This window comes from Nocardiopsis sp. TSRI0078 (assembly GCF_001905145.1).
Lineage (GTDB): Bacteria > Actinomycetota > Actinomycetes > Streptosporangiales > Streptosporangiaceae > Nocardiopsis.
In genome coordinates this window covers 232,914-245,989 of the sequence record NZ_LWLB01000001.1, presented here as the reverse complement: position 1 = coordinate 245,989, position 13,076 = coordinate 232,914, and the positions used below count along the sequence as shown (strand labels likewise).

At 71.9% G+C, this 13,076-nt stretch carries 12 protein-coding genes; 11 read left to right on the top strand and 1 reads right to left on the bottom strand.

The annotated features are described in order from the left end of the window. Positions 1-101: 101 nt before the first annotated feature. From A6A08_RS01150 to A6A08_RS01140, 3 genes are all read left to right on the top strand, one after another. A complete protein-coding gene (locus A6A08_RS01150; RefSeq protein WP_199866823.1) occupies positions 102-830 on the top strand; it encodes a hypothetical protein in 729 nt (242 codons plus the stop codon). A gap of 208 nt (positions 831-1,038) precedes the next feature. Further along, positions 1,039-1,770: a histidine phosphatase family protein gene (locus A6A08_RS01145; protein ID WP_073700610.1), complete on the top strand. Its 732-nt coding sequence runs from the start codon at positions 1,039-1,041 to the stop codon at positions 1,768-1,770. 150 nt (positions 1,771-1,920) lie between these two features. After that, the gene (locus A6A08_RS01140; protein ID WP_073700609.1) at positions 1,921-2,301 is read left to right on the top strand and encodes an SSI family serine proteinase inhibitor; all 381 of its coding nucleotides are present in this window, start codon (positions 1,921-1,923) and stop codon (positions 2,299-2,301) included. A gap of 71 nt (positions 2,302-2,372) precedes the next feature. Here the strand turns inward: A6A08_RS01140 and radA are convergent, their stop codons facing one another. Continuing rightward, entirely contained in the window at positions 2,373-3,752 is a 1,380-nt protein-coding gene (gene radA / locus A6A08_RS01135) for a DNA repair protein RadA (RefSeq protein ID WP_073700608.1), read from the bottom strand. Between the two features lie 167 nt (positions 3,753-3,919). Here radA and A6A08_RS01130 point away from each other — a divergent pair, with 167 nt between their 5' ends. From A6A08_RS01130 to A6A08_RS01095, 8 genes are all read left to right on the top strand, one after another. Continuing rightward, positions 3,920-4,834 carry an SGNH/GDSL hydrolase family protein gene (locus A6A08_RS01130; RefSeq protein ID WP_073700607.1) on the top strand — a complete coding sequence of 305 codons (915 nt, stop codon included), beginning with the start codon at positions 3,920-3,922 and terminating at the stop codon, positions 4,832-4,834. Positions 4,835-5,062: 228 nt separating this feature from the next. Beyond that, a complete protein-coding gene (locus A6A08_RS01125) occupies positions 5,063-5,671 on the top strand; it encodes a C40 family peptidase (protein WP_073700606.1) in 609 nt (202 codons plus the stop codon). A gap of 632 nt (positions 5,672-6,303) precedes the next feature. Then, on the top strand, positions 6,304-7,248 hold the full coding sequence (locus A6A08_RS01120) for a sugar phosphate isomerase/epimerase (protein ID WP_073700605.1): 945 nt from the start codon (positions 6,304-6,306) through the stop codon (positions 7,246-7,248). A gap of 80 nt (positions 7,249-7,328) precedes the next feature. Then, positions 7,329-8,123 carry a pyrroline-5-carboxylate reductase gene (gene proC / locus A6A08_RS01115; protein ID WP_073700604.1) on the top strand — a complete coding sequence of 265 codons (795 nt, stop codon included), beginning with the start codon at positions 7,329-7,331 and terminating at the stop codon, positions 8,121-8,123. 502 nt (positions 8,124-8,625) lie between these two features. Continuing rightward, on the top strand, positions 8,626-10,155 hold the full coding sequence (locus tag A6A08_RS01110) for a hypothetical protein (protein ID WP_073701037.1): 1,530 nt from the start codon (positions 8,626-8,628) through the stop codon (positions 10,153-10,155). Positions 10,156-10,366: 211 nt separating this feature from the next. Further along, positions 10,367-11,527: an acetoin utilization protein AcuC gene (locus A6A08_RS01105; protein ID WP_073700603.1), complete on the top strand. Its 1,161-nt coding sequence runs from the start codon at positions 10,367-10,369 to the stop codon at positions 11,525-11,527. Between the two features lie 233 nt (positions 11,528-11,760). Continuing rightward, complete coding sequence (locus tag A6A08_RS01100; protein ID WP_073700602.1) at positions 11,761-12,558, top strand: phosphatase; 798 nt, start codon at positions 11,761-11,763, stop codon at positions 12,556-12,558. A 252-nt stretch (positions 12,559-12,810) separates the two neighbouring features. Further along, positions 12,811-13,014, top strand: a complete 204-nt coding sequence (locus tag A6A08_RS01095; RefSeq protein WP_013155995.1) for a helix-turn-helix domain-containing protein — start codon at positions 12,811-12,813, stop codon at positions 13,012-13,014. Positions 13,015-13,076: the final 62 nt, after the last annotated feature.

Here is a 13,076-nt window from a genome sequence, read left to right as displayed (position 1 = left end):
GGTGGGGTCCACGCAAAAACGCAATACTACGGCGCATGGCGTCAAGTACCGGACATCCAGGAGCCGTCAGCCGCGAGACCTACTGGAGGCGGCGTGCCTTCGTGCTGGCTGGGATCATGCTGGCGTTCGCCGTCATCGCGTACGCCTGCCGTCCCTCGGGCGGGGAGAACGGTGATCCGAGCCGGTCGGACGCGGCGATAGGCGAACAGTCCTCTCCCAGTGTCGCACCTTCGGAGCCCTCCGACTCCGAGAGCGGGGGACCGGGTGCCGGCGGGGCGGAGGAGAGCGCCGAGCCCTCGGAGGGGGCCGGGGAGGCCGGGGGCGCCGGAGGCTCCGGAGGCGCCGAGGGCGACGAGGAGTCCGGCGGGGGAGCGGTCGGCGGCGGATCCGACGCCGACAGCGAGATACCCGCCCCGGAGCGCCCCGAGGACGCCTGCCGTCCGCAGGACGTCGTGGTCACCTTCGAGTTCGCCGAGAAGGACCAGGAGATCTACGGCGCGGGGGCCGAACCGGGGTTCAGGGTCACCGTGGTGAACACCAACGAGCAGACCTGCACCGTGGACGTGGGCGGTGAGGCCCTGGAGATCCGCATCCACTCCGGTGACGACAGGATCTTCTCCACCGCCGACTGCGTGCGGGGCGAGGGTAGCGAGAAGCACCAGATCAGCCGGGGCGTCCCGTTCGAGCACACGGTCACCTGGGAGCGCGTGCGCTCCTTCGAGGACTGCCGGGACGGCACCTCGGCGGTCAAGCCCGGCTGGTACCGCGCCAACCTGCACGGGGACTACGTCGGGGACCAGCCCGAGCTGGTCTTCCAGCTGAAGGCATGAGCGGTCCCGCTGGGGCCGGGGGCGGCGCGCGCCCCCGGCCCCAGCGGCGTGTCAAGAGGGATTCCGCCCTTTACGCCACCACGGTCGGAGGATAGCCTTCCTGTGATTGGGAGCGCTCCCAAGCGGGCGCTCCCACTCCGGGGGCGCCCGCTCTCGTCACCGGGGGCCCCATGGGAGGGTGGTCTCCCACCACCCGGGAGGACGTGCCATGCGCTATCGGGGACCGGCGGAGCTGTCCGTCGTCCGCCACGGCCAGAGCAGGCTCAACGCGGCACTGGCCGCCGCCGGGCCCGACGGCGGCCGCCTGGACGCGGACGGTCTGCCCGCGCGCAACGCCGACGTGGACCTCACACCGCTGGGCGAGTCGCAGGCCCGCGCGGTGGGCTCGGGCTGGCTCGTGGCCCTGCCGGAGGAGCGCAGGCCCGGGGTCGTGTTCTCCTCCACCTACCTGCGTGCCCGCCGTACCGCCGAGCTGGCGCTGGAGGCGGCCGGCCTCGACCTGCCGGTGCACCCGGACGAGCGGCTGCGCGACCACGACGCCGGTCCGTTCGGCCTCATGACGCCGGCCATGGTGCGCGAGTACGACCCCGAGGAGATGCCCCGGCGCCTCGCCGACCGCATGCACCACCGCCCCGAGCGCGGGGAGTCCCTCGCCGACGTCCTGCTGCGGCTGCGCTCCTTCCTGAGGGACGTGTGCGCGGAGTACCCGGGTGAGCGGGTGCTGCTGTTCGCCCACGAACCGGTCGTGGTCCTCCTCCGCGGCGCACTGGAGGGCCTGTCGGAGGACGAGGTGTGGCGGGTCGCCGGGGAGGAGCCCGCGGGGACGGCCTCGGTGAGCCGGTGGACGGCCGACGCCGCGGGCGACCTGCGGCCCGACGGCTACGGGACCGTGACCCACCTGGCGGGGGCGGGGGAGGAGATCCGGAGAGTCCGGACGTAGCACGCTTTCCCGACGTTTCGCTCCGAATTCGGGCTGGGCCGGAACCCGGATGATCCATATTCCGGCGACCTCGCGCATCATCGGGTGCTTTCGGTGCCGATTCGATTACCATGCGTGGTGTTCCTTGGTCCCACACTCCTGGAGTCCGTCATGAAACGCACCGCTCTGGCCCTGGTCGCCGCTCCCGTCCTCGCGTCGGCGCTCGTCGCGCCCGTGCACGCGGCCGAGGCCGGGCAGGCCTCCTCCTCGGTCTACGTCTTGAGCGTCCGGGACGTCTCCAGCGGGTCGATCAAGGCGCTCAGCCTGCAGTGCGACCCCGCCGGCGGTACCCACCCCAGGGCGGAGGCGGCCTGCGAGGCCATCGCGGAGGGCGGATCGATCAGGAACGCCAAGGGGGAGGACCGGGCCTGCACGATGGTCCACGACCCCGTCGTCGCCACGGCCTCCGGCGCCGAGGAATACCAGCAGGAGTTCCCCAACCACTGCATGCTCACGAGCGAGAAGGGCGCGATCTTCGACTTCGGGAACTGACCGTCAGACCCGGAGGGCGCGGCGGGGCGGCTCCGGTCCCCCGGGGCGCCCCCGGGGACCGGAGCCGCCCGTCAGTCCTCGTCCCGCGGGGTGCGCGCACGCCTGGACCGCCTGACCCGGGCCAGGGCCTCGCTCAGCTCCTCCACCTCGTGGGTCCGGATGCCCGGGACCGGGTCGCCGAAGTGCTTGGGCACGACGGCCTCGGTGAACCCGAGCCGCTGCGCCTCGGCCACACGGCGCCGGACCCCCGTCACGGTGCGCACGTCGCCCGCCAGGCCCACCTCGCCGATCGCGATGAACCCCGCGGGCAGGGCCACGTCGTTGTTGGAACTGGCCGCCGCCATGGCCAGTGCCAGGTCCACGGCCGGCTCGGTCAGCTTCACACCGCCCACCGTGGACGCGTACACGTCCATGTTCGCCAGCCGCATACCGGTCCGCTTCTCCAGCACCGCCAGGATCATGTTCACCCGTGAGGTGTCCAGGCCCGAGGTGGCGCGGCGCGGCGCGGGCAGCGGGCTGGCGGCCACCAGGGCCTGCACCTCGGTGATCAGGGGGCGCCGCCCCTCCAGGGTGACGGTGACACACGTGCCCGGCACCGGGGCGGTGCGCTCGGTGAGGAACAGCCCGCTCGGGTCGGGCAGGCCGACGATGCCGCTCTCGGTCAGCTCGAAGCAGCCGATCTCGTCGGTGGGCCCGTACCGGTTCTTGACCGCGCGCAGCAGCCGCAGCTGGGAGTGGCGCTCGCCCTCGAAGTGCAGCACCACGTCCACCAGGTGCTCCAGCATGCGGGGGCCGGCGATGGACCCGTCCTTGGTGACGTGGCCGACCAGCACGGTGGCGATTCCGCGCTCCTTGGCGATCTGGATCAGCGCGCCGGCCACCTGCCGGACCTGGGTGACGCCACCCGGCACGCCCGACGCCTCGGGGGAGACCATGGTCTGCACCGAGTCCACGATGAGCAGCCGGGGCGCGACCGCCTCCACGTGGCTGACCAGGGACGCGATGGAGGTCTCGGCGGCCAGGTACAGCTTGTCGGAGAGCGCGCCGAGCCGCTCGGCGCGCAGCCGCACCTGACCGGCCGACTCCTCGCCGGTCACGTACAGCACGGGGCCCTCGGCCGCCCGCATCGCGGCGACCTCCAGCAGCAGGGTGGACTTGCCCACGCCGGGCTCGCCCGCGAGCAGCACCACGCCGCCCGGGACCGCGCCGCCGCCCAGGACCCGGTCGAGCTCGTCGACGCCGGTGGGGACGGCCTCGGCGCTCTCCACGCTGATCTCGGTGATGGGCCGGGCCCGGGAGGTGACGGGCGCGGGCGCGACGGCGGCGGGCGCCGGGGCGCCGGCCTCCTCGACCGTCCCCCACGCCTGGCACTCGCCGCAGCGGCCCACCCACTTGAGGGTGCTCCATCCGCACTCCACGCACCGGAACGTGGTCTTCGCTGCCTTTGCCATGGTGGCAACGCTAGCGGTTGCCGGGGACAGCCCTCGCCGCATGCGGTGGAGGGGCTTCGGGACACATGAAAGTTACCTACGAGTTAGAAGCCTTTCCCCGTAGGTCGTGTTAAAGAATCTCTAGGGTCCGAAAGCTTCACGCCCCCGCTCCTGGAGAGGAAGCCCGAGTGCCCCGTACATCCGGCATCGCCGTGTCCCCGTTCCGAGCCCTGCGCCGCGTGCTGGCCCCACTGGCCGCCGCCGCGCTGGGAGTGTCCCTGGCCGCCGCGCCCGCCGCCGCCGAGCAGGTGGAGGCCGCGCCCTTCGAGCACTACGTCGCCCTCGGCGACTCCTTCGTCGCCGGCCCCCTCATCCGTGAGGAGAGGGTCAGCACCCGCATGCCCCTGCTGGGCTGCATGCGCACGTCCAACAACTACCCGACCATGCTCGCCGAGCGGCTCGGCGTCGCCGAGTTCACGGACGCGAGCTGCTCCGGCGCGGTCATCAACGACCTCTACGAGCAGCAGTTCAGCGACACGCGGCCCCAGTTCGACGCCCTGACCCCCGAGACCGACCTGGTCACGGTCGGCATCTCGGGCAACGACTTCGGCTTCTCCGACATCCTGGTCGAGTGCGCCAAGCGGAGTCTGGGCAACCCCCTGGGCAGCCCGTGCGCCGACCACTACGGGAACGAGCTGGACCAGCGGATCGAGGGCCTGCGCCCCGAGGTCTCCCAGGTCTACGCCGACATCGCCGAGCGCAGCCCCCAGGCCACGGTGCTGGCCGTGGGCTACCTCCAGATCCTGCCCGAGAGGTGGGGCTGCTGGCCGAGCACGCCCATCGCGGTGGGCGACGTGCCGTTCCTGGACCGGGCGCAGACGTCCCTGAACCGGATGATCGCCGAGGAGGCGCGGGCCCAGGGCGCGGTCTTCGTGGACGTCCTCGAACGCGGCCACGACGTCTGCACGTCCTCCGACGTCCGCTGGGTGGAGGGCCTGATCCCCGAGAACGGGGCTCCGGTGCACCCGAACTACCTGGGCATGAGGGCCACGGCCGACTTCGTGGGCGCCGAGCTCGGTCTGCCGGCGGACGAGGCGGCGTAGCCGTCCGTGACCGGCTCCCGTGGAGGCGAGTCCGATTGATCTGCTTCTGACTATTTTGCCCAGCGAAGGTCAAGGACTCTTTGCCGTCTTCGGCAGTCGAGTGCGCTACAGAGAGTGACTTTTTTCGTTGTTTGTGTGACGAATGGTGAGGACGTCGCGGCGGAGGGATTCACGTCACAGTGGCGTGGGCGCCGCGACGTGTCTACCGAATGTGGGGGAACCACCGTCATGCGAATACCGCGACACTATGAGCAAACGCAGGCCTGTCGTCCCACGGACCCGGGGCGGCAGGCCTCGCCCGTTCTCGCACGGCGGAGCGGCCCGCGGGCGCTCACCGTCGCCACGCTCACCGCGGCCGCCCTGGCCGCCGGTTCGGCGCCCGCCCTCGCCCAGCCCGTCCCGCCGCTGCGGCCGGTACAGCACATGCTGGTCGCCGAACAGGCCGCCGACGGCCCCCGGCGCGTCCACCAGGCGCTGGCCTCGCCGAGGGCGGAGAGGGCCATCGACGCAGCGGAGTCGCAGAAGGGAACCCCCTACGTCTGGGGAGGGACCTCGCCGAGAGGCTTCGACTGCTCGGGCCTCGTGCAGTGGGCCTACAAGCAGGCCGGGGTGGAACTGCCCCGCATCGCCCACGACCAGTCCAGGGCCGGAACCCGGATCTCCTACTCCCAGGCCCGCCGGGGGGACCTCCTCTACTGGGCCAACAGCGGCGGATACGCCTACCACATCGCCATCTACCTCGGCGACGGCCGCATGATCGACGCGCCCCGCTCGGGGGACCACGTCCGTGAGCGGGACGTCCACCACTACAACCTCGCCGGCGCCGTCCGGCTGTGAGACGGGCAGGCCTCGCGCAGCACGCTGACGGCCGCCCCACACGCCCCGGGGAGTGAACCCGGCAGGCCCCGAGAAGCACCCTGTACCAGGTGCTCGCCACCGCCTCCACCGCAGACCGATCGCGCAGTCCACGCACGGGCCCGGACGGGACTCGGCGATCTCGGTGGCCAGAGCGGAGAGGGCCCTCGAAACGCACCACCGCCCCGAAGGCGCGGCGGTAGGTGGAAGACCAACGCATCGGCGGAACCCCGCGGACGAACCCGCGGGATCGCCCGGAGGCGTTCCACGGCGTACGAGCCGTATGACGGCGGCGAGCGCCGAAGCCGCGGACCGGGGGCGGACCGCGCGTCATCGACCGCGGACACCACCCCGCCCCACCGCACCGCCCGGCCGGCCCGGTCATCCCGGTCCGGCCGGGACCGGGGAAACCAGGCCCGGCGCGCCGCGCGGCCCCGACGGCACGGAGTCGGAGGCGCGCGGCCGCCGGACCGCTCCGCGCGGTACACGACCCCCGGGCCGCCGCCGTCCGCCGGAGGGCGGCGCCGTACACGAAAGGGACGGCGCGGAGGCGGCACGCCGCGTTCACGCGGGCGGTACCCACACGAGGGGCGGGAGCACATAGTCTGTGTCCCGTGAGCCCTATCCAGGTCCCAGACGCGCCCGTCGTCCTGTCGTCGGCGTCGGTCTACCCGGAGAAGACCCCGGCCGCCTTCGAGATCGCCGCGAAGCTGGGGTATGACGGCGTGGAGGTGCTCGTCTCCTCCGACCCGGCAAGCCAGGACGTCGAACTCCTGAGGCGCCTCTCGGACTACCACCAGATGCCCGTCACCGCAGTCCACGCGCCCTGCCTGGTCCTCACCCAGCGGGTGTGGGGCAGGGAGCCCTGGGGCAAGCTCGTCCGCTCCCAGGAGATGGCCGAGGCCCTGGGGGCCAAGACCATCGTGGTCCACCCCGCCTTCCGCTGGCAGCGCGACTACGCCCGCGAGTTCGAGGCCGGTATCGCCCGCATGCAGGACGAGACCGACGTCGTCTTCGCCGTGGAGAACATGTATCCGGTGCGTGTGCGCGACCGCGAGGTCGTTCCCTACGCGCCGAGCTGGAACCCGCTGGACCGGGACTACCCCGACGTCACGCTCGACCTGTCGCACACCGCCATGTCCGGCTCCGACGCCATGGACATGGCCAAGCGCCTGGGCGACCGCCTCTCCCACGTCCACGTCGCCGACGGATTCGGGGGCCAAAACCTCGACGAGCACCTCATCCCCGGGCGCGGACGCCAGCCCGTCGGCGAACTCCTGGAGTACCTCGCGGGGGGCGGCTACGAGGGCCAGCTGGTCCTGGAGGTCAGCACCCGCAAGGCCCCCGACCGCCAGGCGCGCATGCGCGAGCTGGCCGAGGCGCTGGCCTTCACCCGGCTGCACTTCGCCCGGACCGCCGACCACGGGGGCCGTCCGCGCGACCGGCGCGAGCGCATCGCGCTGCTGCGCCGTGCCCCGGCCGAGCCGCCGCACCGCTTCGCCGTGGACACCGGGGGGACCGCCGACGACAAGGGCACGGTCGACCCGGACGCGGACTGAGTGTCCACGGAGCGGGACGACCGTCCGCCCGGAGCCGCGGATGCGGCTAGCGTGGGGGCATCCGCAGGAAGGACCCTTCAATGATCGCGATCATCGGTGCCGGGAAGATGGGCGAGGCGCTGCTCGCCGGAATGCTGGCCAAGGGCCACGCGCCAGAGGACGTGCTCGTCACCGAGCCGCGTGAGGAGCACGCCCGGGAGTTGCGCGGGCGCTACGGCGTCGAGGTCGTCCCGGCCGCCGACGCGGCCAAGCGCGCCGACACGCTGCTGCTCGCCCTCAAGCCCCAGGACATGGCGGCGCTGCTGGACGAGCTGGCGCCGCACCTGTCGCCCGCGCGCCTCGTGATCTCGGTCGCCGCCGGGATCACCACCGCGGTGCTGGAGAGCCACCTGCCCGCCGGCACGCCCGTGGTCCGCGCGATGCCCAACACCCCCGCGCTCATGGGGCAGGGCATGACCGCCGTCGCGGGCGGCGCCCACACCGGTGAGGCCCACCTGGACCGCGCCGAGGCGCTCCTGGGCACGGTCGGCGAGGTGGTCCGCGTGGGCGAGCAGCACATGGACACCGTCACCGCCATCTCCGGCAGCGGACCCGCCTACTTCTACTTCATCGCCGAGACGATGATCGAGGCCGGTGTGGCGATGGGGATGCCGCGCGCCACCGCGCAGAGGCTGGTCGGTCAGACCATCACGGGCGCCGCCGCGATGCTCACCGACTCGGGGGAGCACCCCGTGGTGCTGCGCGAGGCCGTCACCTCGCCCGGGGGCACCACCGCCGCCGCGCTGCGCGAGCTCGAACGGCACGGTGTGCGCACGGCCTTCACCGACGCCATCGAGGCGGCCCGCGACCGGAGCAGCTCCCTTTCCGGCAGCTGACGTCCGAAGATGGCCGGAAGCGGTCTGTGCCCCGCGAGGGCCCGTGTCGGCCCACATGGGTAATGTGCATAGGTAAAGGGTGTACGAGGCCCTTTCGGTCCCGTGCCGCACGGGACCTCCCCCGTTGCCGATCCCAGGGTCCTCCATGACTTCCTCCCCTCCTCCGTCCGATCCGCCCCAGTCGCACGGTGAGGGTTCTCCGCCCCCGGGCGGTACGCCCTCCGAGGCGAACCCCTACGGCGGCACGCCCGCAGACGGTGCGCCCCACGGCCGGCCCGGCGCCGGTCCGACCGGTGGAGCGCCCCACGGCGGCACCCCCGCCGGCGGGATGTACTCGGGCGGTGTTCCGGGCCCGCCCCCGGGCGGCAGGCCTCCGGGCGGTCCGCCCCAGGGCGCGATGCCCCCGGGTGGAATGCCTCCGGGAGGGATGCCCCCCGGCGGGATGCCTCCGGGAGGGATGCCCCCTGGAGGGATGCCTCCGGGTGGAATGCCCCCCGGCGGGATGCCCCCGGGCCAGTTCGGCGGCCCGCCCCCGCCCCCGCCGAAGCCGCGCAGACTGGGCCTGTTCTCCTCGCCCTCGGCGGTGCGGACCTCGCTGCTCAACGCCTCGGGTATGGGCGCCGGGTACTTCTACCTGCGCCAGTGGCCCTTCTTCGCCGCGGCGCTCATCATCACCGTCGGCCTGCTGGTCACCGCCGCCGTCATCGGCGCCGCCGACAACGTCCTGCTCTGGGCGTCGATCTTCGCCGCCTGGTTCGTCGCCGCCGCCGTGCACGGCCTCTTCGCCGGGCGCTCCCGCGACGAGCGCGTCCTCAACCGGGGCGAGCAGCCGTCCAAGGGCACGGCGCCCTTCCTCGTCGCCGCGGGCCTGGTGGTCGCCCTGACCGCCTCCCTCACCGGCGTGTGGCAGGCGGGTGAGTGGCGGCTGCGCGTCGCCGACACCGCCCACGCCCGCGGCGAGTGCGGTGCGAACGAGGCCGTCGCCGCCTACGGGAGCGTGGAGAACCTCTTCCAGCTCTCCTTCTCCCCGTCGCTCATGGAGCGCGCCCGGGCGGGCGCCGAGGCCTGCGCCCTGCTGGAGCGGGCCCAGGCGGACGTGTCCGCCGAGGAGTACGAGCAGGCCCTGGAGTCCTACGGCACCTACTTCGCGCACCCCGCCTCCCGCTGGGAGGACACCGACGGCGAGGTCGCCGACATCCACCTCTCCTACGCCGCCAACCTGGTGTCGACGGCCGAGGAGGACTTCAGCGGCGAGGTCACCGAGGACTACCGCGAGAGCATGCGCAAGGCCCACGAGGTCTACAGCGTGATCCCCGTGGACTACGAGGGCACCGAGGCGGCCGGGAACGTGCCCACCGCGCTCACCGAGCTGTACGAGACCGGGACCAGCCAGTACGCCGCCGAGAACTGGTGTGCGGGCTTCGACCAGATCGAGGTGTTCTCCGACCTGGCCTGGGACGGCGCCCCCGAGGTCGCCGAGCGCATCGTCGCCGAGCGCCCGGACGCCGCGCTCAACTGCGGCTGGGAGCACGTCGACGAGGGCCGCTTCGCCCCCGCCGAGGAGATCGTCGACCTCCTGGAGGAGGAGTACCCCGACCACGAGGCCAAGGACGTCGACAAGATGGTCGTCCACATCGGCGCCGGACGCATCGAGTCCGAGATGGACACCCTGACCGTCCTCGGTGAGAGCGACTTCAACTCGACTCCGACCAGCAGCTCCGGCAGCGGCAAGGCCGTCCTGGAGGTCACCAACAACGCCCCGTTCGAGATGCGGTTCCTCTACGTCGGCCCGGACAAGGTCCACGACGAGATCCTCACCCCCGCGTGCGAGGAGTGCGAGGTCTACACCTCGCCGCCCACGGGCAACTCCTGCTTCGACGACGGCGACGTGATGAGGGTGGAGTTCGATCCGGGCAAGTACCGCGTCCTGCTCACCTCGAGCGATTCGCTCTTCGGGCAGCCTCTGCACGGGAACATCACCTTCAACGCGGGCGACAAGCACCAGATCTGCTACTACAAGATGGAGCAGTAGTCCAGCCAAGGAGCGGTGACCCCCGCCTCCCAGGCCCGGAGCGTGAGAAGGGCCCCGCGCTCCGGGCCGGGCAGCCCGGCCCCGGTCCCGTGGGCCGACGCGGTACCCGGGGTTCGGGTCGCCGTCCGGTTTTGCGTACTGTGTGCTTCGGAGCACGCACACCTGAAACGGGGGTCACCACATGGGAGGGCGCACGTCCTGCTCGCTTCGGGTGGCATGGGACGACGGACTCACCGCCTACGACTTCGGGCCCCAGCACCCGATGGCACCGGTCCGCGTCGAGCTGACCATGGCGCTCAGCCGTGAGCTCGGTGTCCTCGACGCGCCGGGGGTCGGACTGCTGGACGTCGAACCGGCCTCGGACGAACTGCTGGCCCTGGTGCACGACCCCGCCTACATCGAGGCGGTCAAGCGCGCGGGCCGCACACTGGAACCCGACGACGCCCACATGCTGGGCACCCCGGACAACCCCGTCTTCAAGGACATGCACGACGCCGCCGCGCTCATCTCCGGCGCGTCCGTGGCCGCGGCCCGGGCCGTGTGGTCCGGCGAGTGCGCGCACGCCGCCAACATCGCGGGCGGCCTGCACCACGCCATGCGCGGCAACGCGTGGGGCTTTTGCGTCTACAACGACCCCGCCCTGGCCATCGCCTGGCTGCTGGAGCAGGGCGCCAAGCGGATCGCCTACGTGGACGTGGACGTGCACCACGGGGACGGTGTCCAGAACGCCTTCTACAACGACCCGCGCGTGCTCACCATCAGCCTCCACGAGTCGCCGGCGACCCTGTTCCCCGGTACCGGCCAGGCGTCGGAGACCGGCGGGCCCGACGCCGAGGGCTACGCGGTCAACGTCGCCCTCCCGGCGGGGACCGGCGACACGGGCTGGCACCGCGCCTTCGACGCCGTCGTGCCGCCGCTGCTGCACGAGTTCCAGCCGGAGATCCTGGTCACCCAGCAGGGCTGTGACACCCACGCCCTGGACCCGCTCGCCAACCTCACGCTGAGCGTGGACGGCCAGCGCCGGGCCTACACCGAGCTGCACAAGCTCGCACAGAAGACCGCCGGCGGCCGGTGGCTGCTGTTCGGCGGCGGCGGGTACGGGCTGGTGCACGTCGTCCCGCGCGCCTGGACCCACCTGCTGGGCGAGGCCGCCGGGCACCCGATCCACCCCGACACCGAGACCCCGCAGGGCTGGCGCGACTTCGTGCGCCGGCGGACCGGGGAACTGGCGCCGCTGTACATGACCGACGGACGCGACGTGTCCTTCGAACCCTTCGAGAACGGCTACGACCCCGGCGACCCGGTGGACCGCGCCATCCACGCGACCCGTACCGCGGTCTTCCCCAGCCACGGGATCGATCCGAGCCTGTAGCCGTACGTGTGGACGGGCCGCGTTCCGCACCCTTCCTCCCGGTCCGGAGACGGCGGGGCGGGTCCTTTCCGCGACACCCCGGCGCCAACCGGCGCGAATTCCGGGGTACCCGAGCGTGACACGCCCCGAGAGGGTAGGACAGAGGTTGAATACCGGGCGAACAGGAGCAGGCGTCGTGGTGGCAGCACGGCGTGGCGCACGCTCGCTGCGCAGACGAGGAAGGGGAACGCCAGGTGACGCCGCCGACACGAGCTGAACTCATCACCTATCTGGTGCGCACGGGGATCGCCGGACACGTCGACACTCCACGCCAGAACAATCTTCGGCACTACCGGCGGCTCGTCCAGAAGGACCCCTACCACCAGTTCGGCCTCACGTTCTCCCACGACTGGGCCTACCCCGAGGTCCTGGCCCTGATGAGCAAGCGCTGCGGGGTGGTGGCCGACGAGGAGTACGTGTGGGGGATCGACACGATCGACCCAGACCTGACCATCGACGCCCTCGAGGCCCTCGCCGACCGGATGGCCCTGGCCGCCGAACGCCGGGAACGGGTCATGTTCGCCACCGGCCACCCCCGCAATCTCCGTGAGACCTACCGGATCTGGAAGGACGCCCTCGCCGAACGCGGTTGTCCGGTCATCACCGCGGGAGGCGGCTACTCCTACGAGGTGACCACGGAACGCCCCCCGAACCGTCGGATCGTCGTCTGGGAGGACGAGGTCGCGATCGTCACGGACGGTCACCTCGCCCGTCACAGCCATCACCCCTTCGCCATGCGTGCCATCCTGGCCGACCTCGCGGACCGCGGTGAGGCGTGGCCGCAGTTGGTCATCGCCGACCACGGGTTCGCGGGTGCGGCGGGGGAGGCGGGGGTGCCCACAGTGGGCTTCGCCGACTGCAACGACCCCGCTCTGTTCCTCGCCGAATCCGAGGGAAAACTACTGGTCACCGTGCCTTTGGACGACGGATATCTGACCGAGGACTATGCGCCGCTGCGCCAGTACGTTCTCGCTCGGGCCGGTCTGTTGTGACGGGGGAGCACCATTTATACCCAGCGCTAAACCTCAACCGTCCCGTCATCAACGCATATCGGCGAAGACAGCACGAACGGCCTTTCGCTGGAGGGAACTCGGCTCTACCCTGAAAACGGACGTGTCAGTAGTGACAGCATGACACGCTGGCGTGGCGTTGGGACGGGCACACCGGGGTCGTCCTTCCCGCCGTGCACCACGCCGGGCTGAACGGTAGACAATGCTCACGTCCGGGAATGAGGGCGTCGGAAGATGAACGGGAGCAAGCCTCCTCTCGAAGAGGTCAGGTTCTTGACGGTGGCGGAGGTCGCCACGATTATGCGTGTGTCCAAGATGACCGTTTACCGAATGGTGCACTCGGGAGTTCTCCCCGCGATTCGCGTGGGGCGTTCCTACCGGGTTCCCGAACGGGCCGTGCACGACTACCTCCGCGAGGCTTTCGTCGAGGCTGGTTGATCCAGGGCCGGGCCGACCGGGGCTGCCCCCAGTCCAGGTCAGCCGACAGCGCGGGGGGCGGT

Excerpts from the sequence above, each read along its gene's own strand:
- A6A08_RS01145 (WP_073700610.1), top strand. The coding sequence starts at position 1,039 with ATGCGCTATCGGGGACCGGCGGAGCTGTCCGTCGTCCGCCACGGCCAG.
- A6A08_RS01140 (WP_073700609.1), top strand. The coding sequence starts at position 1,921 with ATGAAACGCACCGCTCTGGCCCTGGTCGCCGCTCCCGTCCTCGCGTCG.
- radA (WP_073700608.1), bottom strand. The coding sequence starts at position 3,752 with ATGGCAAAGGCAGCGAAGACCACGTTCCGGTGCGTGGAGTGCGGATGG.
- A6A08_RS01125 (WP_073700606.1), top strand. The coding sequence starts at position 5,063 with ATGCGAATACCGCGACACTATGAGCAAACGCAGGCCTGTCGTCCCACG.
- proC (WP_073700604.1), top strand. The coding sequence starts at position 7,329 with ATGATCGCGATCATCGGTGCCGGGAAGATGGGCGAGGCGCTGCTCGCC.
- A6A08_RS01110 (WP_073701037.1), top strand. The coding sequence starts at position 8,626 with ATGCCCCCGGGCCAGTTCGGCGGCCCGCCCCCGCCCCCGCCGAAGCCG.
- A6A08_RS01095 (WP_013155995.1), top strand. The coding sequence starts at position 12,811 with ATGAACGGGAGCAAGCCTCCTCTCGAAGAGGTCAGGTTCTTGACGGTG.